This is a genomic window from Acidisoma silvae (assembly GCF_020618775.1).
In the GTDB taxonomy this organism is placed as follows: Bacteria; Pseudomonadota; Alphaproteobacteria; order Acetobacterales; family Acetobacteraceae; genus Acidisoma; species Acidisoma silvae.
In genome coordinates this window covers 183,682-205,387 of sequence record NZ_JAESVB010000001.1, presented here as the reverse complement: position 1 = coordinate 205,387, position 21,706 = coordinate 183,682, and the positions used below count along the sequence as shown (strand labels likewise).

Sequence of the window (21,706 nt, the reverse complement as noted above, 5' to 3'; positions counted from 1 at the left end):
ACCGTTTTGGGAGAAGTCCATGATAAAACTCAGCAATACCGCGCTGAGCGCATTGCCGCCTGGCGTCCACTGGGCGGGCTATGACCGCTCGCGCTTGAAAGCCGGCATCGTTCACTTCAGCGTGGGCAATTTCCACCGCGCCCACCAGGCCGTCTATCTGGACCGGCTGATCGCGGACGGCGGCCATGACGACTGGGCGCTGTGCGGCATCGGGCTCATGGATACGCCCGCCGAGCGGGCGAAGGCCGCCGCCTTTCCGGCACAGGACGGGCTTTACACCCTCACCGTCTGCCCGCCGCATGGCGAGCCCGAAATCCACGTCATCGGCTCCATCATCGAATATCTGTTCGCGCCGGATGATCCGGAAGCGGTTTTGGCCAAGCTGTGCGACCCCGCCATCCGCATCGTCACGATGACGCTGACGGAAGGCGGCTACAATATCGACGACGAGACCCACGAATTTAAGCTTGGCACGCCGGACATCGTCCACGACCTGGCGAACCCCACGACACCGCGCACGGCCTTCGGCTATGTCGCGGAAGCGCTCAGCCGCCGCCGCGCCGCCGGGCTGCCCGCCTTTACCGTGCAGTCCTGCGACAACCTGCGCCATAACGGCCATGTCGCCAAAACCGCTTTCATCGGTTTCGCCCGCGCGCGCGACCCGGAACTCGCCATCTGGATGGAACAGGAGGTCGATTTTCCGAACAGCATGGTGGATCGCATCACGCCCGCGACCTCGGACGCCGACCGCACGCGTCTGAATGTCGCAAGCGATATCGAGGATGAGATCCCTGTCTTCTGCGAGGATTTCATTCAATGGGTGGTGCAGGATCAGTTCCGTCTCGGCCGTCCGGCCTGGGAAAAGGTCGATGTGCAGATCACCGAGGATGTCTGGGCCTATGAGCAGATCAAGCTGCGCATGCTCAATTCCTCCCACAGCATGCTGGCCTTCCCCGGCACCAATGCCGGCTACCGGCTGGTGCATGAAACGGTAGCCGACCCGCAGATCGCGCAATTGCTGTTCGATTACTGGAACAAGGACGTTATTCCGCTGCTGCAGGCGCCCCCCGGCATGTCGCTGCAAGGCTATCGCGACAAGCTGATGGAGCGCTATTCCAACCCGGCGACGCGCGACCAGACCATTCGCATCGCGACAGACGGCGCGTCCCGCATCCCCATCTTCTCGGGCGATACCATCCGCACCATTCTGGAACAGGGTGGGGATTTCCGTCGCCTTGCCTTCCTGGTCGCCAGCTTCGCCTTCTGCCTGGGCGGCGTGGACGACAAGGGCGTGCATTTCTCAACGCCAGAACCGCGCCTGTCGGCCGCCGACCACGCGACGGCGCAAGACCCTGACCCACTGGCCTTCCTGAGCCTTTCGATCTTCGCCGGCCTGGGCATGGAGACGTCCCCGGATTTCGTGAAAACCTTTCAGGACTACCGGGAGTCGCTCGCCAGCCGAGGCACACTTGCCACGCTGAAAGACATACTTGCCGGCTAGGCCAGTATCGTTTCAGGATGAGGCCCGGGATGATGTCCCGGGCCTTTTTCGTTTCAGGGCCTGATTGCGGCTATCACCGCGCCTAAACAACCAAGAATGGCCGGCTCGCGCAGATGAAGCCGGCAAGGGAGATTGCGTCCATGAATCCATTGGGCATTCACGCCTTCGTCTGGTCCGGTGGATCGACACCGGATGACCTCAACCGGTCGCTGGATCGCTCGGTCGAGACCGGCTACAGCCTCATCGAATTCCCGCGCCTCGATCCGCAGAAATTCGACGTTCCGGCTTTCGCGAAAAGCCTGTCCGAGCGGCAGATGGGCATTGCCGTGACCATGGGCCTGTCGCCGGCGCATGATGTGTCAAGCGAGGATGCCGCGACGGTCGCGAAGGGCGAGGCCGTGCTGCGCGAAGCCGTGTCCGTCGCGCGCGATCTGGGCGCCACCAAGCTCGGCGGAATCCTGTTTTCGGCCCATGGCAAATACATGTCCATGCCGACCGCAAAGGGGCGTCAGAACAGCATCGACACACTACGCAAAGTGGCGCGCTACGCGGCCGATGCCGGGGTGACGCTGAACCTCGAAATCGTCAATCGTTTCGAGACCAATCTTTTGAACACCACCGCGCAGGGCTTGCAGTTCATCGAGGAGATCGGTGAGCCGAACGTCTATTTGCATCTCGATACCTTCCATATGAATATCGAGGAAGCGAACCCAGCGGATGCCATTCGCGCGGCCGGCGACCGGCTGGGCTATTTCCATGTCGGCGAAAGCAATCGCGGCTATCTCGGTGCCGGCAGCATCGTCTATGCGCCGCTGTTCGATGCGCTGCTCGACAATGGCTATAAGGATACAGTGACCTTCGAATCCTTTTCCTCCGCCGTCGTCGATCGTGATCTGTCGATCATCACCGCCATCTGGCGCAATACCTGGGACGACAATGTCGCCCTGGCCAAACATGCGCATGGCTTCATCACCGACCATCTGGAAAGCGCGGCCCGCCGCCGGGCGATCACCCGGACGCCCTGAACTCTAATTCCTCATATGCGCTACCTCAGCGCATATGAGGAATTATTATATCGATATCGAATTATTTATCTTGTAAATGACCCTCCGAGAGAGGGAGTCTCATGGACGGGTCAGGCAATCAATCGGTCCTTGCAAACGGCGGCGAACAGGATGATTCTACCGCCATGTCGCAAATCGCAGCCTTAACCGCCCGGGTCGATGGCTTCGATAAACGGATCGACCGCATGGAAAGCAAGCTCGATCAAGTCGATACGCGCCTGCGCGCGGTTGAAACGGGCGTCGCGACCATTTCTGCCAAAATTGATCTTCTGACCGGTCAGATCGTGGGTCGGCTGCCAACATGGTGGCAGATACCTGCGGTCATAGCCGGCACCGTCATCTTGCTCTCGGCACTGTATGCGGGAGCGAAGGCGCTGCATCTCTTCAGCTAGACTAGGGCTCCAGCGATAGGCTGATCCTGATAGCAACCGGAGAGCCAAGCTTGCTCGGAGGAAAAGAAAGATGGTGCGGACGGCGGGGATCGAACCCGCACTCCCTACTGGGAGGCAGATTTTAAGTCTGCTGCGTCTACCGGTTCCGCCACGTCCACATCCATAACGGGGTGCGACCGCCACTGGCCGCGCCCCATTTCCCCTCTTTAGCCTTGCGCGAGGCGCTTGGCGATATCCAGCCCCATCCGGACGAGATTTTCCGAAGCCTCGGGCGTGTTGAACGCGTCATGGGAGGTCAGCGTCACATTCGGCAGGGTGGTCAGCACGTCCCCCGCCGGCAGCGGTTCGGTATCGAAGACGTCCAGCGCGGCGTGGCTGATCTGGCCCGATTGCAGCGCCGCGATCATCGCTGCCGTATCGACGACGCCGGCACGGGCGGTATTGACCAGAATGGCGCCCGGCTTCATCGCCGCGATGCGCTCGGCGCTCAAGGCATGGCGCGTCTCATCCGTCAGCAGCAGATGCAGCGACAGCACGTCACTCTGCGCCAGCAGAGTCGGCAGATCGACGAATTCGACCCCCGGATAGCTGCGCGGCGTGCGATTCCAGGCGATGACGCGCATGCCGGAGCCGACCGCGATGCGGGCGACCTCGGCCGCGATGCCGCCGAAACCGTACAGGCCCAGCGTCCTGCCTGTCAGCTGAATGCCGCCGCCGCGCGGCCAGATGCCGGCCCGTACGCTACGGTCGAGGAACGAGATATTGCGCGCCGCCGCCCACATCAGGGCAATCGCGTGCTCGCCCACCGCCGTGTCGCCATAGCCGCGAATGGTATGGATTTTGATGCCCAGGCTTTCGATACCCTCGACATCCATGTAGGAGCGCGCGCCGGTGCCGAGGAAGATGACATGCTTCAGCCCCACCACCTGCGCCATCGCATCCGTCGGCAGGAACGTATGGTCGTTGAGCATGAAATCATGGCCGGAATAGAGACCAGCCATCTGCTCCGGCGCGATCACGTCATGCTCATGCACCGTCACATGCGGGTCATCCGCCCGATAGACCCTCGCGAAAACCTCAGCCAGACCGCCGCTTGCATCCGCATAGATGCCCTTCATGCCCGTCTCCCGATCAAATGACCGCGACAGGCTGATAGGTTGTGACGTTTTCGGCAAGAGGCCCGCTTTTTCTTGACTGTATTCGGGGCATGTCGCAATTCTCCCTTTGCACGTCCGGGTGATAGCGCGTTTCCTTCATGTTCAACTTCAACTCGGGAACCATGCGCCCACCCGCCTCGGCCCCTGCGCCCGAGGAAGAGTACGTGCCCGCGCCCTATGCCCATACGCCCTATGTGCCGCCGCGCTTCGCGACGCGCCCCTTCGAGGCCATGGAGGCAATCGACTATGAGGCGCCGCTGGACGCGCCGCGCCGCGCCCGCCGGGTCAAGGCCCCCAGTCCGCGCCTGATCATCCGCTTGTTGAAATGGGCCATTCTGATCGGCGTCTGGGGCGGCCTGGCCATCGCCATCCTGCTGCTGTGGTTCACCTGGGACCTGCCGAAACCCTCGGCCGGCACCGCCACCTTGCGCCGCCCGTCCCTGGTGCTGACGGATATGAACGGCAGGCTTTTCACCCATTTCGGTGATCTGTCCGGCCAGCCGCTGACGCTCAAGACCGTGCCGGCCTATCTGCCGGAAGCCGTGGTCGCGGTCGAAGACCGGCGCTTCTGGGACCATGGCGGGCTCGATTTCCTGGGCATGGCGCGCGCCACCGTGGTCGATCTTCTGGCAGGCCATGTCGTGCAGGGCGGGTCGACGCTGACCCAGCAGGTGGCCAAAACCCTGTTCCTCAGCAATGCCCGCACCTTCCGCCGCAAGATGCAGGAACTGCTGCTGACGCTGTGGCTGACGCATCACTTCACGCCGACCGAAATCCTGGAAATCTACCTGAACCGCGTCTATCTGGGCGCCGGCGCCTGGGGCATGGATGCGGCGGCGCTGACCTATTTCGGCGTGCCGGCCAGCCAGTTGAACCTGTGGCAGGCGGCGATGCTGGCCGGCCTTCCACGCGCCCCCTCCCGCTTCAATCCGCTGGCTGACCAAAGTGCGGCGACCGCGCGGACGAAGGAGGTGCTGGCCGCCATGGTCCGCTCCAACTACATCACCCAGGATCAGGCGACGGCGGCGGCCGCCGCCATCAGCTTCGCGCCACGCGCCGTCAGCGGCGACTACTGGTTCTCCTCCTGGGCGGCGCAGCAGGCCGGGCCGATGATCCCGCCGGATACCGATTCCCGACTGGCAACAACCTTCGACCCGAAATTGCAGGCCGCCGCGCAGGCCGCGTTGACCGATATTCTGGCGGGGCCAGGTGCCGCCGCGAATGCTCATCAGGGTGCCGTGGTGGTGATGGATGCCGCCACGGGGGCCGTGCGCGCCATCGTCGGCGGCTCAGGCGGCGGGCATGACTTCTTCAATCGCGCCGTGCTGGCGCGCCGCCAGGCGGGGTCAAGCTTCAAGGCCTTCGTCTGGCTGGCCGCCCTGGAAGCCGGCATGCAGCCCAACGACATGGTGCTTGACGGTCCTATCCGCATCGGCAATTGGGCGCCGCAGGATTTCGAGCGGCGCTTTCTGGGGCCAGTGACGATGACCAAAGGGCTGGCGCTGTCGCTCAATACCGTCTCCGCCCGACTGCTGATGAAGGCGGGCGGCCCGCTCGTCGTCGGTGCCGTGGCGCATCGGCTGGGCATCACCGACGCACTGCCGGACAACGCGACGCTGGCGCTGGGCACCGCCAGCGTCGGGCTGCTGGAAATGACGGGCGCCTATGCCACCTTCTTCAACGGCGGCAGACGCGTGGTGCCACACGGGATCACCGGGCTTTACGCCGACGGGCATGATCTGGTTTCCGCCCCGCCCCCGGCCACGCCCGTGATCAGCAGCGATCTGGCGGCCCAGATGCGGCAGATGCTGGGCGCAGTTGTGGCTTATGGCACCGGAGCCGCCGCCGCCGTGCCCGGCTATTTCGTCGGCGGCAAGACCGGCACCACGCAATCAAGCCGCGACGCCTGGTTCATCGGCGGCGTCGACGGCACGATCATCGGCGTCTGGATCGGCAACGACAATGATAGTCCGATGAGCCAGACAAGCACCGGCGGCACGTTGCCGGCCCAGCTCTTCCATCGCGTCGCGTTGGCGGTGACGGGGCAGTGAAGGACGCGGACAATTCTCTCGTCATCCCCGGACGGGGCCGCCCTCGGCTTGTTCCGGGGATCTACCCATCAGGGCGCCCAAACGGCGTCATGGCGCCGCAGCGGGTAGATGCGCGGCATGAAGCCGCGCATGACAAGGATAGGCTCGGCAGGCGTCTCCTTCTGACTGGATTGGCCGCACTTGGCGCGCTGCCCGCCGCCACGGCATCGGCTGCCCCGAATTTCGTGGGCGCTAGCAGAAACTTCCGCACCAGCGACGGCGTCAACCTGCATTATATCGACGCCATGCCGGCCAGCGGCGCGGGGGCCGATCATGTCATGGTCTTCATTCCCGGCTGGACCATGCCGGGCTGGATCTTCTCCCCGCAGCTCACCTATTTCGCGCGCTATTGCCGCGTCATCGCGCTGGACCCGCGCGGACAGGGCGATTCCGAAATCCCCAGCAGCGGCTATACGGCCCAGCGCCGTGGGCAGGATATCGCCGAGCTTCTGGCCGCCATCGGCGTGCCGAAAGTCGTGCTCGTCGGCTGGTCGCTCGGCGTGCTGGACAGCCTGGCCTATGTCGCGGCCCATGGCGGCGGGCGCCTGTCAGCGCTGGTGCTGATCGACAATTCGGTGGGCGAAAATCCGCCGCCGCGTGCCGAGCCCGAGCCGCGCGGCCGCTATCACCGGCCGCTGCCCTATCCGGCGCGGATGAAGGCTTTCGTGCGCGGCATGTTCCGCACGCCGCAATCGCAATCCTATCTGAACCGGCTGACCGCCACCTGCCTGATCACGCCCGAACCCGCCGCCCGCGCCCTGTTGAACTATCAGGTGCCGCGCATCTTCTGGCGCAATGCCGTCTATGCCGCGCATGTGCCGATCCTCTATGTCGTGCGGCCGCATCTGTCGGGCCAGGCCGCCAATCTTGCCGCCAATGACCCGGACGCCGAAAGCGTGGTCTTCGCCGACGCCGGCCATGCCTTGTTCGTGGATGACGCAACCCGCTTCAACACCGTGCTCGCCAATTTCCTGCGCCAGAAAGTTTGGATTTGACCTTCCTGCTGCCCCTGCTTCTTGTCTCGCTCGCCTCCACAGGCATCGAGATCGCGCTGACGCGCTACTTCGCCGTCGCCTCCTGGTCGGAATATGGCTATTGGGTCATTTCGATCGTGATGGCGGGTTTCGCCCTCAGCGGGGTCGCAACCGCGCTGCTGCGACCCTGGCTGGAACGGCATAGCGCGAAGCTCTTCGCCGTCCTGCCGGCCCTGCTGATCCTGTCGGCCGCTTTCGGCTATGCGGCGGCGATCCGCAATCCCTTCAATCCGCTGCAATTGCAGAATCCGGTCACGATCGCGCCGCAGATCCTGTTCATCGGCCTTTATTATCTTGAGCTCCTGCCGTTCTTTTTCCTGACCGGCCTTTTCATCAGCCTGTGCTTCGTCAGCGCGCCCGCACGTACCACGCGCGTCTATGCTTTCGATCTTTGCGGCGCCGGCCTGGGCGCGCTGCTGGTGCTGGGCCTGATGGCCGTGCTGCACCCTTTCAAGCTGATCCCGGCGCTGCTGCTGCCGCTGGCCGCCATGGCCTTTTTCGTGCCGCGCGGCCCCCATCGCCTCGGCGCTATTCTGGCAGCAGGGCTTTGCCTGATTGCGGCTGAAGCTTTGCTGATTGCGGGCGACGTCGCCGACTACAATCAGTTCAAGCCCATCTTTGCCCCGCTGCACACGCCGAATGCCACGATCCGCCAGCAGATCCTGTCGCCGCGCGGCGTCTATACGCTGCTGGATGATTTCACCGAGCGCGTGGATACCGACCTTTCCAACGACAGCGCCATGATGCATCTGCCGGGGCCGCCGCGCACGCTTGGCCTCTATCGTGACGGCAGCCGCATCGCCGCCGTTCCGCGCACTGCGAAGCTTGATGTCGGCTACGCGCCTGGCACGCTCGCCGCCGCGCCCTATGAATTGCTGAACCATCCGCGCGTGCTCGTCATCGGCGACGAAGGCGGCTGGGCCGCGGCGCAGGCGCTGGCACTCGGCGCAGGCAGCGTTGTGGCGGATGAGCCGGAACCTGTTTTGCGCGCGGCCTTGCAAAACCAGCCGCCGCAAGCGGGTGTCACCATCAGCGGCGAAAGCCCGCTCGCGCTCGTGTCGGACGCAAAGCCGGGCGCCTTCGACCTCATCGAACTCTCCGACAATTTCCTGGGTGCCGACCCGGCGGACGCCACCGCCTTCACCTCCGGCGCCATTGCCCGCTATCTCCCGGCGCTGAGCGACCAGGGCATGATTTCCATCCCCGTCTCGATCCGGGATTTTCCGGTCTATGCGCTGCGCATAATGGCGACCATCCGCGCCGGCCTGCTGGCCGCCGGCGTGGCCGACCCAGGGGCGCATGTCATCGCCTATCGCTCGGCCTGGAACGTCCGCATTCTGATTGCCAAGTCATCCTTCGATGCCGCGCGAATCAAGACGGTGCGCAAATTCTGCGATGACCGGTCTTTCGACGTTTCCTTCTTCCCCGGCATCAATGTCGCGGCGCTGCGGGACGATATCTATAATGACCTTCCTGCCATCTCCTTCTCCAAAGGCGAGGTCGAAAGCGGCGCCAGCGCCGATGATTCGATCGCCGATGAAGCGGTTGCCGTCATGCAGGGAAAGACCACGGATTCGGCGCGGGAATTCGATCTGCGGCCAGCAACGCTGGACCGGCCGATGTTCTACGACATCCTGCGGCTGGATCACTTGGGCACCATCCTCAAGCGGCTTGAAATCCTGCCACAGCAGGAACTGGGACCGCTGATCAATATCGCCGTGCTGGCACAGGCTTTCGTGGTCGCGCTGATCGTGCTGCTGCTGCCGCTGGCCGCGCCCCGCCGCATCGGCAGCAAACGCGCGCCCATCGGCCGCGCCTTGCTGTATTTTCCCGCGCTGGGCTTGGGCTATCTCTTCATCGAAATCGCCCTGATCGGCGAGGCCAGCCTCTATCTCGATGACGTCACCACCGCCTTCGCGCTGGTCCTGTCGGGCATGCTGATCTTCTCGGGCCTCGGCAGCATGGCCGCGACCCAGCTGCGGCTGCGCGCCGCCTGGATCGTGATCCTGGCTTTGCTGATCGTGACGCTGGCGGCGCTGCCGGCGGTGATGCTGGCCACCATCGGCTGGCCGATGCCGCTGCGCCTGATTGTTCTGCTGATTCTGCTGGCACCGCTGTCTTTGGCGCTGGGCATGCCCTTTCCCATGGGTCTGGGCGAGGCCGGCAAAGTCAGTGCCGGCTTTCTGCCCTGGGCCTGGGCGCTGAACGGCGCCTTCTCGGTCATCGCCACGCCGCTCGCCAATCTGATCGCGACCGAGCTTGGCTTCCACTGGCTGATCCTGGCGGCGATTGGGCTTTACGGCCTCGCCTGGATCAGCTTTCCGCGCACGAAGGTCGCTGCCGCCTAGTCGCGCGGCAGCGGCCGGCCCTTGGTCTCCGGCATCAGCGCCATGGCGATAACGCCGATGATGCCGGACCCGACCATGTACCAGGCCGGCGCCAGCGGGTCTCCGCTGACGCCGATCAGCCAGGCCAGCACGAATTGCGTGGTGCCGCCGAAAACCGTCACGGCAAAGGCATAGGCGGTCGAGAGGCCCGAGGCGCGAACGCTGGCCGGCAGCATTTCCGGTATCGCGACGATGACGCCAGCTGAACTCAATGACCCGAGAGCCGACATCAGGCCGGTCGTGATCAGCAGGGTGACGATGGACGGATGGCCGATCAGGAAGACGAAGGCCGGATAGATTGCGAGGACGAGCAGGATGCGCGGCGCGAGCATCACCACGCGGCGGCCGTAGCGGTCGGCCAGCCAGCCGCCGATCAGCGCGAAGATGATGGTCGTCAGGCCGCTGATCAGCGGCGCGGTAATCGCGGACGGCGCTTTCAGCTTCAGCGCCGTCTCGCCATAGGTCGTCATATAAAGACCGACATAGGTGGAGACGGTGCTGGTCATGATGGCGATCAGCCCCAGCAATAGCGGCCAGGGATGGCCGCGCAGCAGATTGCCCAGGACGCTGGCGGCGCTTTGCCGGCGGGCGCGGTCGCTGACATCCGCCGATTCCGGCAGGTTCTTCCGAATATAGAGCCCGCCAGGAATGATGATAAGACCGAGCAGCAGCGCCACCCGCCAGCCCCATTCCGTCATCGCTTCCGAAGACAGTGAATGGGCAAGGATGAAACCGACAAGACCGGCTGCAAGCAGCGCACAGCCTTGGCTCGCGATCTGCCAGGACGCCAGACGCGCCCGCCGGTCGTCCGGCGCCACCTCGATCAGATAGCTGGTCGCCGGTCCTACCTCTCCACCGAGCGCAAAGCCTTGCAGCAGGCGCGCGGCGACGACGATGACGGGCGCGGCATAGCCGATAACGGCGAAAGGTGGCGTCAGCGCCAGCATCAGCATGCCGACCGCCATCAGGCCGATGGTCAGCATCATCGCCGGCTTGCGCCCGGCATGGTCGGCGAAGGCGCCGATCACCAGCCCGCCCAGAGGCCGCGTGCAGAAACCGACGCCGAAGGTCGCGACCGAAATCAGCAGGGAGACCACCGGATCATGCGCCGGGAAGAAGCTGCGCCCGATGGCGAGGGCGAAAAACGTATAGGTCGTGAAATCGTAGAATTCGAGCGCATTGCCCAGCACGCAGGCGAAGACGGTCGCGGCTGGCAAGGGCTGTTTCCCACCCGGAATCGAGTCGGTTTGCGGCAAGGATGCTGGCATCGGTTTGACAGGCTCCAAATCTTGGCCCGGACCCGATGCCCGTGCGCCATCTCCACTTAACGCGAAACGGCCAGCCCTCAAGAGCCGGGGTCGAATCGGGGCGTTACCCCAAGATATGGAGAGGTCTTAGAGTTTATCCCCCATGATCTAGTGGAAGTTTCGAAAAGTCGTTGACCTTTGCTCGGCCCAAGGATACCCGTCGACTGTGACAACGCTATCCCGCACCCGCCCTAATCTTCGTGTCCGAGGCCGTTCTTTCATGGCCTTCGTCCTGTCGCCCGATGCGCCGCTGCGCAGCTGGCTGGCCGAACTGGACGCGCAAATCGAACGCTCGGCGACATTTTTTGCCGGGCGGCCGATCGTGGTCGACCTCTCCGGCATTCCGGACAGCGACCCCGATCTGGAAACGCTGTTCGACGAACTGCGCTCACGCGGCATTCGCGTCATCGGCGCGGAAGGTGTGGACGGGCTGACGCCGGCCGTTCAATCCGTCGGTGGCCCGCTGATCGGCGGACGGCCGCTCGGACTATATGAAGTGCCGGATGATCCGCCGGACGAACCGGCAGCACCGGAACCGACGTCGATGGTGCTGGATGAACCAGTGCGGTCCGGTCAGACGATCCTGTTTCCGCAGGGCGATCTGACCATTAACGGATCGGTCGCGTCCGGCGCCGAAATCATGGCCGGCGGATCTATTCATGTTTACGGCGTCTTGCGCGGACGGGCGATTGCTGGCGTCACCGGCAATCAGCAGGCAAGAATTTTCTGCAAGAAGCTCGACGCCGAACTGATTTCCATCGACGGCCTGTACATGACCGCCGAAGACATGGATAGTTTCCGAGGCAAGTCTATTCAGGCGCGCCTTGAAGGCTCGTCCATCATCATTACCGAGATCAGCTAATTTTCAGCTGAGCCCGGCCGACGCGCATAGGGGTAAAGGCATGTCCAAAGTTCTCGTGGTGACCTCGGGCAAGGGTGGCGTGGGCAAGACGACGTCCACGGCAGCCCTGGGCGCGGCCCTGGCTAAAGCGGGCAAGAACGTCGTCGTCGTCGATTTTGACGTCGGGTTGCGGAATCTCGACATCGTGATGGGTGCGGAACGTCGTGTCGTCTTCGACATGATCAACGTCATCCAGGGCGATGCGAAGCTGTCCCAGGCGCTGATCCGCGACAAGCGGGTGGAGACGCTGTCCATTCTCCCCGCTTCGCAGACGCGGGACAAGGATGCGCTGACCAGCGAAGGCGTCGAGAAAGTGATCGCCGAACTGCGCGAAAAGTTCGACTGGGTGATCTGTGACAGCCCGGCCGGCATCGAGCGCGGCGCGACGCTTGCCATGCATCACGCCGATGTCGCCGTTATCGTCACCAACCCCGAAGTCTCCTCCGTGCGCGACAGCGACCGCATCATCGGCCTGCTGGACAGCAAGACGGAGCGCGCGACGAAGGGCGAGCGGATCGAAAAGCACCTGCTGCTGACCCGCTACGATCCGGTCCGTGCCGCCCGTGGCGACATGCTCAAGACCGAAGACGTGCTGGAAATCCTGTCCATCCCGCTGCTCGGCATCATTCCGGAAAGCGCGGAAGTGCTGCGCGCGTCCAACCTTGGCACGCCGGTCGTTCTCGCCAATCCGGATGCCGCGCCCTCCCGCGCCTATGCCGACGCCGCCCGCCGCCTGATGGGCGAGCAGGTGCCGATGACGGTGCCGGGCGAAAAGACAGGCTTCCTCAACAAGCTGTTCGGCAGGAGGGTTGCATGAGCTTTTTCAGCTTTCTCAGCCGGAAGCCGACTGCCGCCATTGCCCGCGACCGCCTGCAGATCCTGCTGGCGCATGAACGCGGCACCATCGGCGGCAATAGCGATCTGGTCGCCATTCTGCAGGAGGAGATTTTGGCGGTGATCGCCAAGCACGTCTCCGTCGAACGCGAGAAGGTCCAGGTCAAGCTCGATCGCGGCGACAATTTCTCGACGCTGGAAATCGGGGTTGAGATTCCGCCCGGCCTCGCGGAAAAGCAGGCGGCAGCGAAACGGGCCGCTCTCCGCGCGTCCTGAGACGCGCGTGATGGGAGACGACCCGCATGTCCCTGCTGCTGGATACCGATAACTCAGCCAAGCCGCCGGTCACGACATTCGGGCCTGATTTTCCCTTCGACTATGACCGCTGGATTTCCCATCCGGCGGGTCTGGGGCGCCTGCCCGACGACCAGCTTGGGCAGGAAGTCGCCGTTATCGGCGCGGGCCTTGCCGGCATCGTCGCTGGCCATGAGCTGATGAAGCTCGGCTTCAAACCCGTCATCTACGAATCCTCGCGCATGGGCGGCCGCCTGCGGTCTGAACCCTTCAGCGGCGCCGACGGCGTTTTCGCCGAACTGGGCGGAATGCGCTTCCCCGTCTCCTCGACGGGGCTGTATCACTATATCGGCCAGGTCGGGATCGAGACGAAACCTTTTCCCAATCCGCTGGATGAAGCGACGCCGTCGACGCTGATCGACCTCGAATCCGAGCAATTCTATGTCGAGGGCGCGGGCCATGGCGCATTGCCGCCTTTGCTGCGCGAAGTGTCGGAAGCCTGGTCCGGGGCGCTGGAAGGCGGGGCCGATTTCACGGCGCTACAGGATGCCGTGCGCAAGCGCGATATCCCGGCACTGAAAGCCATCTGGAACAAGCTGGTGCCGCTCTGGGACGAACGGACATTCTACGATTTCGTCGCCTCCTCCCCCAGTTTCGCGCAGAAATCCTTCCGCCATCGCGAGGTTTTCGGTCAGGTCGGCTTCGGCACCGGCGGCTGGGACAGCGATTTTCCCAATTCCATGCTGGAAATCCTGCGTGTGGTGGTGACCGCGCAGGACGAAGGCCAACGCATGATGGTGGGCGGCGCCGAGCAATTGCCGCGCCGGCTGTGGCATCTGGCACCGACCACGCTGGCCCATTGGCCGGCCGGCACCTCCCTCGCCTCGCTCCATGCCGGAGCGCCGCGACCGGGCGTCACCCGCATCGCCCGTGACGAAGCCGGTGGCGGTATCGCCATCACCGATCGCTGGGGCGATACGCGCCGCTACAAGGCGGCCATCGTCACCTGCCATTCCTGGCTGCTGACGACGCATATCGATTGCGATGAAAGCCTGTTTTCCCAGAAGCTTTGGATGGCGCTGGACCGCACGCGCTACATGCAATCGGCCAAGACCTTCGTCATGGTCGACAAGCCCTTCTGGACCGAGCGCGACGAGACGACCGGCCGCTACAAGATGAGCATGACGCTGACGGATCGCATCACGCGCGGCACCTATCTTTTCGACAACGGACCGGACAAGCCTTCGGTCATCTGTCTGTCCTATTCCTGGATGTCGGATGCGATGAAGGTGCTGCCGCTGGATGCCGAGCGGCGGGTGCGGCTGATGCTGGGGGCCCTGCAAAAGGTCTATCCCGGCGTCGATATCGCATCGCATATCATCGGCGAACCGATCACGGTGTCGTGGGAGAGCGACCCGAATTTCCTCGGCGCCTTCAAAGGCGCGCTGCCCGGCCATTATCGTTACAATAGGCAAATGTTCTGCCATTTCATGCAGGACAGCCTGCCGCCGGCCGAACGTGGCCTGTTTCTGGCGGGTGACGGCGTTTCCTTCACACCCGGCTGGGCCGAAGGCGCGGTGCAGACAGCGCTCAATACGGTCTGGGGCGTGCTGCATCAATTCGGCGGCAAGACCCTGGCGGAGAATCCCGGGCCCGGCGATGTCTTCGATGCCATCGCACCGGTTGATCTGCCAGCGTAGACCTCTCCCCAAAGGAAAGTTTACTTAGGCTCAATCACCCCAGCCTCTATGTTGCGTGGACGATATTGCTTGAGGCTAAGCGCGCATGGACCATGGCTTTCCTTCTGTCGATGATGTGATGCCCTGTCCGGGCCGTGGGCGTGATCTGCGGCGGGTCGGCGCGCATCCCGACCATTGGTATCCGCTGGCCTGGTCGCGCGAATTGCAGCCGGGAAAAACCCTGGCCGTGCGCTTCGCGGAAAAGCCGATCGTGCTCGCCAGGCCCAAGGAGACCGGAAAGCCGGTTTTCGCGCTGGAGGATCGCTGCGCCCATCGCCAGGTGCCGCTCAGTCAGGGGCTGGTGGAAGGCTGCGCCATCCGCTGCGGCTATCACGGCTGGGCCTATGACCAGTCCGGCCAATGCACGGACGTGCCTTATCTGGGCAAGGGCAAGCTGCCCAATGGCGTGCGGTCCTATCCCTGCGTCGAAAAGGAGGGCCTCATTCTGGTCTTTCCGGGCGATCCGGCGCTGGCTGAGACCACGCCGCTGCCCGCTTTGGGGTCAGTCGCCAACCCCGCCTACAAGACCCGCCGCTTCGGCCAGATCGTGGGCTGCCATTACAGCTTCATGCATGAGAACCTGATGGACATGAACCATCAGTTCCTGCACCGCAAGCAGATGGGCCAGATGCGCCCGCGCTTTTTGGGCCAGGCCCAGGGCGAGGACTGGGTGGAGGCGCGCTACAGCTTCGCACGCACCGGGGGCAAGCAGCCTTGGGGCGAGGCCGCGATCTTCGGCCAGAAGCGCGGCACCCAGGCTGAGTTCGCGGACAAGGATGTCATGACCATCCGCACCGAATATCCCTACCAGACGCTGCGTATCCTCATGAAGGATGAGACGCCGGTGATGGACCTGTGGATCGCCTATGTGCCGCAGGATCGCGAACAACGCACCAACCGCACCTTCGGCCTGCTCTCGGTCCATAAGCCGAAGCTCGCCTTCCTGCTGAGCGCCGCCTGGCCGCTGCTGATCATCTTCACCGAGCGCATCTTCAAGGAAGACCGCGAAATCGTGGAACTGGAACAGGCGGCGCATGACGCACAGGGCGCGGACTGGAATCAGGAGGTTTTTCCGGTCATCCGCAACCTGCGCGCGCTGCTGATGGAACGCGGCACGGTCGAGGACGTGCCACTTATCGCCAGCCGTTCGCCCTTACTCGAAAGCGTGGTCGAATAGGGCGTAGCTGCCGCCGCCCGCATGGGTGCTGCGATAGGGCATATCCTTGCGGTGATTGACGCCGGAATAATGCGTGATGAGGGATTTGCGCGGCATGCGCGGAACCCTCGCCACCGATCCGCGATGCATCAGCATGCCGTGCCAGATCAGCACGTCGCCCTTCTTGCCGAGGAACGGGGTGACTGACAGGCCGGATTCCGCGATTTCGCGGTCCACCGCCGGCGTCACGAAGCGCTCGGCATATTTTTCCCAGTTATTATGGCCGGTCAGCGCCTCCTTGCGCTGCAATTCCTCGTCCGTGAGATAGGCCAGAACCTTCTCACGCCGCAGCAACGGCCAGCGATGCGAGCCCGGCAGATATTCGAAAGGCCCGCTGTCGGGATGGATATCGTCCAATGCGATCCAGACCGCCGTGTACCAGCTCGCGACATGCGGCGGGTTCAGATAATCGTCCTGATGCCAGGCACGCGCCGTGCTGATCCAGCCCGTCAGCGCCAGATGCAGCATCATCGGTTCGCCGATCAGGCTCCGCATGATCTCCATCAGCGGCGGATAAAGGGCGAGGTCGCGCAGTTCCGGCACATGCAGATAGGGCGTCGCCTTCAGCCAGCCGTGATCCGGCAGGGGCGCGCGGCGGGCGATATAGGCATCGACCAGAGGCTCGGGCAGGAAGCCCTTCAGCTCTGGTCATGCCAACTGCGCTGATGCGGTGTAAGCCTGGATAGATCGACGCCCGGCTGATCCAGCGGCGGCAGCCGTTTTGTGTCCATGGGCTCGGACAGGTCCGCGAAGCTGATCGGACGGCCATCGGGATGCGGCCCGATATAGGGCACGCGGCGCTTGAAGGCGGGTTTCGGCATCAACCGCTTAACATGACGCAGCCCTGTCCGCCGCAGCATTTGGCGCAGGCGCCATCTCAGATTAGCCACGCCTCAATCCTCCGCTTCCAGCCACACTAACCGCATTTTCCATGTGTCATCAACGGAGATCGGCCGGATTGGTCGGGAAGCTGTCAGCTGGCCGGGCGGTCAAACAGGACGTAGGTGCCGCCGCCCTCATGCTGCGCGCGGTTGGGCATGTCATGCCGGTGATTGACCCCGGAATAATGGGTGATCAGCGACTTGCGCGGCATATGCGAGATATTCGCGACCGACCCGCGATGCATCAGCGCGCCATGCCAGATCAGCACATCGCCTTTCTTGCCGAGGAATCGCCGGATCGGCAGGCCTGACTCTTCGATTTTGCGATCCACGGCCGGCGTCACGAAGCGCTCGGCGTATTTTTCCCAGGAATTATGGCCGGTCAGCTTTTCCTTGCGCTGCAATTCCTCGTCAGTGAGATGCGCCATCACCAGATCGCGGCGCAGCAACGGCCAGTGATGGGAACCGGGCAGGTATTCGAACGGCCCGCTGTCGGGGTGGATATCGTCCAGCGCGATCCAGATGGCGATATACCAGCTCGCGACATGCGGCGGATTCAAATAATCATCCTGATGCCAGGTACGGCCGCTGCTGATCCAGCCGGTCAGCGCCAGATGCAGCATCAGCGGCTCGCCGATCAGGCTTTCCATGACGGCCATGAGCGGCGGATAAAGAGCGAGATCCCGCATTTCCGGTACATCGAGATAAGGCGTGGCATAAAGCCAGCCGACGTGATCCAGTTTGGAACGGACGGCGCTATAGGCGTCGACCAGATCATCGGGCAGGAAGCCCTTCAACTCGACCACGCCATCCTGCCGCCAGCTCAACTGTTCCGGCGTCAGAAGCGTTGTATCGACATCCGGGCGGTCCAGCACCGGCAGCAGGCTTGGGTCGAGATATTCCGCGAGTTCATCGAAGCTGATGGGCTGTCCGTCCGGGCGGGGCTTGGCCGCAGGCACCGGGCGCATCCAGACCGGCGGCAGGGGTGGCGGTGGAATGGGCCGCAACCCGGTCTGATGCAAAATCTGCCGGAGTTTCGACCGCAAGGACGCCATGACGAAGACCTTCACGCTGGATCGGCGGAGCCTAGCGTCGCTGACCGGGTCTCATCAACCGTTCCGGGCGAAATCATTTCATGCTGCAACTGCGTAACGGCCCAGGCGGCAGCCTCGGCCAGGACCGCGTCCGGTTCGGCGGCGAGGCGCTGCACCTCCGGCAATAGAACCGTATCACCGCTATTGCCGATGGCGATCGCAACGTTGCGCAGGAAACGGTCGCGGCCGATGCGTTTGATGGGCGAGCCTGAGAAAAGCTGACGAAAACCGGCGTCGTCGAGGCGGGAAAGATCACGCAACGCAGGCGCCTGCAAATCGGCGCGAGCCGCCAGCTTGGCCTCCCTGCCCGTCTGCGCGAAACGGTTCCAGGGACAGACCGCGAGGCAATCATCGCAGCCATAGATGCGGTTGCCCATCGCCGCCCGGAATTCCAGAGGGATCGGCCCCTTATGCTCGATGGTGAGATAGGAAATGCAGCGCGTCGGCTGCAACCGATAGGGCGCGGTAATGGCTGCCGTCGGGCAGGCATCGATGCAGCGGTGGCAGGTGCCGCAATGGTCCTCGTGCGGCGCATCAGGTGACAGATCAAGCGTCGTGTAGATTTCACCCAGGAAAAGCCATGACCCATGCGCGCGGGAAACGAGGTTGGTATGCTTGCCCTGCCAGCCAAGCCCGGCCTGCTGCGCCAGCGGCTTTTCCATCACCGGCGCGGTATCCACGAAAACCTTGACCTGCGGTCTTTCGGCCGCCGCGCGGCTGACGATGAACTGCGCGAGGTGCTTCAGCTTTCCCTTGATGATGTCGTGATAATCCCGGTTGCGGGCATAGACCGAAATATTGCCGGCCGCCTTGTCGCCTAGCGTTGCCAGGGCATCGCCTTCGGGCGCGTAGCTCATGCCGAGCGAAATGACGCTGCGGACCTCGGGCCAAAGCCCGCGCGGACTTTCCCGGCTTTCCATCCGCTCGGCCATCCACGCCATTTCACCGTGATGGCCGGCCGCGACCAGTTCTGCCAGGCGCGCGCCGGCGCCAGGCGGCAGGTCAGCGGGCCCGAAACCGACCGCGCCGAAACCAAGATCCTGCGCTTTTGCGCGGATCGCGGCTGCTAAGGTCGGGTCATTCGGGGTTCGGGCGCTATCCTCCATGTCATCCGCGCACGTGTTGCGCGGATCGACCCGTCGCGGCGCCCGGACGGGTGGATGCACGGCATAAAGCCGTGCATGACCTTGCGGGTGTCATCCCCGGCCGCGATAGGGGGCCACGCCCTGGTCGGGCAGGAAGACGCCCTCGGGCGGCGCGCCGCTCTGCCAGAAGACGTCGATCGGAATGCCACCGCGCGGATACCAATAGGCGCCGATGCGGAACCAGCGCGGCGCCAGCAGATCGACCAGCCGCTGCGCGATCATCATGCTGCACGCCTCATGAAAGGCACCATGATTGCGGAAGCTGGTCAGGAACAGTTTCAGCGACTTGCTCTCCACCAGCCATTCGCCGGGAATATAGTCGATGACGATATGGGCGAAATCGGGCTGGCCGGTCATGGGGCAGAGCGAGGTGAATTCCGGCGCGGTGAAGCGCACGACGTAATTCTGTCCCTGGTTCGGCGCGGGCACGCGCTCCAGCACCGCATCCTCGGGCCGGTCGGCGGGCCGGGCATCCTTCCCGAGCTGGGTCAGGCCTTCGTAAATTGTCGCTTCAGCCATCGGCTTGGTCTCCTTCCGCCCAACGAGCGCGGACGGCGGCAATATAGCTGTCCAGCCGTCCTTCCAGAATGGCGGCGCGCGCACCGGCCACCACGGTCTGGTAATAGGTCAGGTTATGCCATGTCAGCAGGATCGGCCCCAGCATCTCCTCCGCCCGGAAGAGATGATGCAGATAGCCGCGCACATGGCGCTGGCAGCCGAGGCAGGTGCAGCCGGGGTCGAGCGGCCGGCCATCATCCGCGAAACGCGCATTGCGCATATTGAAGATGCCGCGCGAGGTGAAGGCGCGCCCCGTGCGGCCGGCCCGCGTCGGCATGACGCAGTCGAACATATCGATGCCGCGCGCGATGGAGCCCAGCAGGTCATCCGGCGTGCCGACGCCCATCAGGTAGCGCGGTTTGTCGGCGGGCATATGGTCCCAGGTCGCCTCGATCATGGCGAACATCATCTCCTGCCCCTCGCCCACTGCGAGACCGCCGAGCGCATAGCCCTCGAAGCCAATCTGCATCAGCGCGTCGATCGACCGGCGGCGGAGGTCGGGGAAGACCGAGCCTTGGACGATGCCGAACAAGCCGTAGCCGTCGCGCGGCACGAAGGCGTCACGGGACAGGCCGGCCCAGCGCATGGACATTTCCATGGACGATTGCGCCTGTTCTTCCGTCACCGGAAAGGGCGGGCATTCGTCCAGCACCATGGTGATGGTCGCATCCAGCTTGTGCTGAATCTGCACGGAGATTTCCGGCGTCAGCCGGTGTTTCGATCCGTCGATATGGGACTGGAAGGTAACGCCGTCCTTATCCAGCTTGCGCAGCCCCGCCAGCGACATGACCTGGAAGCCGCCGCTATCGGTCAGAATCGGGCCGGACCAGTCCATCAGCTTATGCAGCCCGCCGAAGGACGCGACCTTATCCGCGCCGGGGCGCAGCATGAGATGGTAGGTATTGCCGAGCACGATGCCCGCCCCCGTGGACCGTACGGCATCGGCCGTCATGCCCTTGACCGTCGCGGCCGTGCCCACCGGCATGAAGGTCGGCGTCGGCACGTCGCCATGCGCGGTCTTCAGCGTTCCCGCCCGGGCGTATCCGTCGGTGGCCTTGGCTTCCCATGTCAGGCTCATGCCACGCGCTCCAGCAGGGAGGCGTCGCCGTAGGAGAAGAAGCGATAGCCCTTGGCGATCGCATGATCATAGGCGCTGCGCATCCGCTCCATTCCCATAAAGGCCGAGACGAGCATGAAGAGCGTGGATTTGGGCAGGTGGAAATTGGTCATGAGCCGATCGACGATGCGGAATTGATAGCCGGGGGTGATGAAGATATCGGTGTCGCCCACGAAGGGATTCAGGGTGCCGTCCGCTGACGCCGCCGATTCCAGCAGGCGCAGGCTGGTGGTGCCAACCGCGACGACGCGGCCGCCGGCCGCCCGTGTGGCATTGATGAGATCGGCACTGTCCTGCGTCACGATGCCACGCTCGGCATGCATTTTGTGCTCGGACACGTCATCGACCCGTACCGGAAGGAAGGTGCCGACGCCGACATGCAACGTCACAGTGGCGCGTTTCACGCCGCGCGCGTCGAGCGCCGCGAGAAGATCCGGCGTGAAATGCAGCCCGGCCGTGGGTGCGGCGACCGCGCCATCGGGCTGGGCGAAAACGGTTTGATAGTCCGCCGAATCCTCGGCCGTCGGCCCGGTCGGCCGCTCGATATAAGGCGGCAGGGCCAGAGCGCCGGCCTGCTCCAATGCTGCCGAGAAAGCCGCGCCCTCCCGGTCGAAGCGCAGCGCGACGCTGCCATCGGCCCGGCGTTCGGCCACTGTCGCGGTCAGATCTGTGCCGTCAAAATCCAGCCGGTCGCCGTCACGCAGGCGCTTGGCGTTGCGCGCCAGCGCCTGCCAGGTGCCGTCGGCCAGGGGCCGGTCCAGCGTGATGCCGATCCGCGCCTCGCCACGTTTTGCCGAAAGCTGGGCCGGGATCACGCGTGTATTGTTCGCGACCAGGATATCGCCGGGCTGCAGCAGGCTCGGCAGATCCCGCACGATATGGTCGCCCAGCGTGCCAGCGGTGACATGCAGCAGCTTGGCCGCGTCGCGCGGCTTCACGGGGTGATGGGCGATCGCCCCCGGCGGCAGGTCGAAATCGAAATCGGAGAGGCGCAC

General features: G+C 64.0%; 20 protein-coding genes and 1 tRNA gene. 11 read left to right on the top strand and 10 right to left on the bottom strand.

Going from position 1 to position 21,706, the window contains the following annotated elements; translation table 11 throughout:
* Positions 1–19: 19 nt before the first annotated feature.
* The 3 genes from ASILVAE211_RS00950 to ASILVAE211_RS00940 all read left to right on the top strand — a co-directional run bounded on the left by ASILVAE211_RS00950 (position 20) and on the right by ASILVAE211_RS00940 (position 2,957).
* The gene (locus ASILVAE211_RS00950) at positions 20–1,501 is read left to right on the top strand and encodes a mannitol dehydrogenase family protein (RefSeq protein ID WP_227319413.1); all 1,482 of its coding nucleotides are present in this window, start codon (positions 20–22) and stop codon (positions 1,499–1,501) included.
* 140 nt (positions 1,502–1,641) lie between these two features.
* On the top strand, positions 1,642–2,526 hold the full coding sequence (locus ASILVAE211_RS00945; RefSeq protein ID WP_227319412.1) for a sugar phosphate isomerase/epimerase family protein: 885 nt from the start codon (positions 1,642–1,644) through the stop codon (positions 2,524–2,526).
* Positions 2,527–2,627: 101 nt separating this feature from the next.
* Positions 2,628–2,957, top strand: coding sequence for a hypothetical protein (locus ASILVAE211_RS00940; RefSeq protein ID WP_227319411.1), 330 nt, complete (start codon positions 2,628–2,630; stop codon positions 2,955–2,957).
* 71 nt (positions 2,958–3,028) lie between these two features.
* On the opposite strand, the gene ASILVAE211_RS00935 is transcribed toward ASILVAE211_RS00940, so the two are convergent.
* Positions 3,029–3,115: transfer RNA gene (locus tag ASILVAE211_RS00935), tRNA-Leu, on the bottom strand.
* A 48-nt stretch (positions 3,116–3,163) separates the two neighbouring features.
* The gene (locus ASILVAE211_RS00930) at positions 3,164–4,075 is read right to left on the bottom strand and encodes a 2-hydroxyacid dehydrogenase (protein ID WP_227319410.1); all 912 of its coding nucleotides are present in this window, start codon (positions 4,073–4,075) and stop codon (positions 3,164–3,166) included.
* A gap of 203 nt (positions 4,076–4,278) precedes the next feature.
* Between ASILVAE211_RS00930 and ASILVAE211_RS00925 the strand changes: the two genes are divergently transcribed.
* From ASILVAE211_RS00925 to ASILVAE211_RS00915, 3 genes are all read left to right on the top strand, one after another.
* Positions 4,279–6,165, top strand: coding sequence for a transglycosylase domain-containing protein (locus ASILVAE211_RS00925; protein ID WP_227319409.1), 1,887 nt, complete (start codon positions 4,279–4,281; stop codon positions 6,163–6,165).
* A gap of 89 nt (positions 6,166–6,254) precedes the next feature.
* Positions 6,255–7,199, top strand: a complete 945-nt coding sequence (locus tag ASILVAE211_RS00920; protein ID WP_227319408.1) for an alpha/beta fold hydrolase — start codon at positions 6,255–6,257, stop codon at positions 7,197–7,199.
* Positions 7,196–9,586: a hypothetical protein gene (locus ASILVAE211_RS00915; RefSeq protein ID WP_227319407.1), complete on the top strand. Its 2,391-nt coding sequence runs from the start codon at positions 7,196–7,198 to the stop codon at positions 9,584–9,586. The genes ASILVAE211_RS00920 and ASILVAE211_RS00915 overlap by 4 nt, the downstream gene beginning before the upstream one ends.
* On the opposite strand, the gene ASILVAE211_RS00910 is transcribed toward ASILVAE211_RS00915, so the two are convergent.
* On the bottom strand, positions 9,583–10,842 hold the full coding sequence (locus tag ASILVAE211_RS00910) for an MFS transporter (protein WP_227319406.1): 1,260 nt from the start codon (positions 10,840–10,842) through the stop codon (positions 9,583–9,585). The two genes, ASILVAE211_RS00915 and ASILVAE211_RS00910, sit on opposite strands and share 4 nt — an antisense overlap.
* Positions 10,843–11,098: 256 nt before the next feature.
* Here ASILVAE211_RS00910 and minC point away from each other — a divergent pair, with 256 nt between their 5' ends.
* The 5 genes from minC to ASILVAE211_RS00885 all read left to right on the top strand — a co-directional run bounded on the left by minC (position 11,099) and on the right by ASILVAE211_RS00885 (position 15,877).
* The gene (minC, locus tag ASILVAE211_RS00905; protein ID WP_319799522.1) at positions 11,099–11,794 is read left to right on the top strand and encodes a septum site-determining protein MinC; all 696 of its coding nucleotides are present in this window, start codon (positions 11,099–11,101) and stop codon (positions 11,792–11,794) included.
* Between the two features lie 40 nt (positions 11,795–11,834).
* Entirely contained in the window at positions 11,835–12,650 is an 816-nt protein-coding gene (gene minD / locus ASILVAE211_RS00900; protein ID WP_227319404.1) for a septum site-determining protein MinD, read from the top strand.
* Positions 12,647–12,943 carry a cell division topological specificity factor MinE gene (gene minE, locus ASILVAE211_RS00895; protein WP_227319403.1) on the top strand — a complete coding sequence of 99 codons (297 nt, stop codon included), beginning with the start codon at positions 12,647–12,649 and terminating at the stop codon, positions 12,941–12,943. Before minD ends, minE begins: the two co-directional genes overlap by 4 nt.
* A gap of 26 nt (positions 12,944–12,969) precedes the next feature.
* Entirely contained in the window at positions 12,970–14,661 is a 1,692-nt protein-coding gene (locus ASILVAE211_RS00890; protein WP_227319402.1) for a flavin monoamine oxidase family protein, read from the top strand.
* Between the two features lie 85 nt (positions 14,662–14,746).
* Positions 14,747–15,877, top strand: a complete 1,131-nt coding sequence (locus ASILVAE211_RS00885) for an aromatic ring-hydroxylating oxygenase subunit alpha (RefSeq protein WP_227319401.1) — start codon at positions 14,747–14,749, stop codon at positions 15,875–15,877.
* Here the strand turns inward: ASILVAE211_RS00885 and ASILVAE211_RS00880 are convergent.
* From ASILVAE211_RS00880 to queA, 7 genes are all read right to left on the bottom strand, one after another.
* Positions 15,854–16,459, bottom strand: coding sequence for a phytanoyl-CoA dioxygenase family protein (locus ASILVAE211_RS00880; protein ID WP_227319400.1), 606 nt, complete (start codon positions 16,457–16,459; stop codon positions 15,854–15,856). The genes ASILVAE211_RS00885 and ASILVAE211_RS00880 overlap by 24 nt on opposite strands.
* 95 nt (positions 16,460–16,554) lie before the next feature.
* A complete protein-coding gene (locus ASILVAE211_RS00875; protein ID WP_227319399.1) occupies positions 16,555–16,806 on the bottom strand; it encodes a hypothetical protein in 252 nt (83 codons plus the stop codon).
* 83 nt (positions 16,807–16,889) lie between these two features.
* Positions 16,890–17,852: a phytanoyl-CoA dioxygenase family protein gene (locus ASILVAE211_RS00870; RefSeq protein WP_227319398.1), complete on the bottom strand. Its 963-nt coding sequence runs from the start codon at positions 17,850–17,852 to the stop codon at positions 16,890–16,892.
* An 11-nt stretch (positions 17,853–17,863) separates the two neighbouring features.
* Positions 17,864–18,997, bottom strand: coding sequence for a tRNA epoxyqueuosine(34) reductase QueG (gene queG, locus ASILVAE211_RS00865; RefSeq protein WP_227319397.1), 1,134 nt, complete (start codon positions 18,995–18,997; stop codon positions 17,864–17,866).
* A 90-nt stretch (positions 18,998–19,087) separates the two neighbouring features.
* Entirely contained in the window at positions 19,088–19,555 is a 468-nt protein-coding gene (gene queF / locus ASILVAE211_RS00860; protein WP_227319396.1) for a preQ(1) synthase, read from the bottom strand.
* On the bottom strand, positions 19,548–20,672 hold the full coding sequence (gene tgt, locus ASILVAE211_RS00855) for a tRNA guanosine(34) transglycosylase Tgt (protein ID WP_227319395.1): 1,125 nt from the start codon (positions 20,670–20,672) through the stop codon (positions 19,548–19,550). Before tgt ends, queF begins: the two co-directional genes overlap by 8 nt.
* Positions 20,669–21,706 (bottom strand): tRNA preQ1(34) S-adenosylmethionine ribosyltransferase-isomerase QueA, encoded by a 1,038-nt coding sequence (gene queA / locus ASILVAE211_RS00850; protein WP_227319394.1) that lies wholly within the window; start codon positions 21,704–21,706, stop codon positions 20,669–20,671. The genes tgt and queA overlap by 4 nt, the downstream gene beginning before the upstream one ends.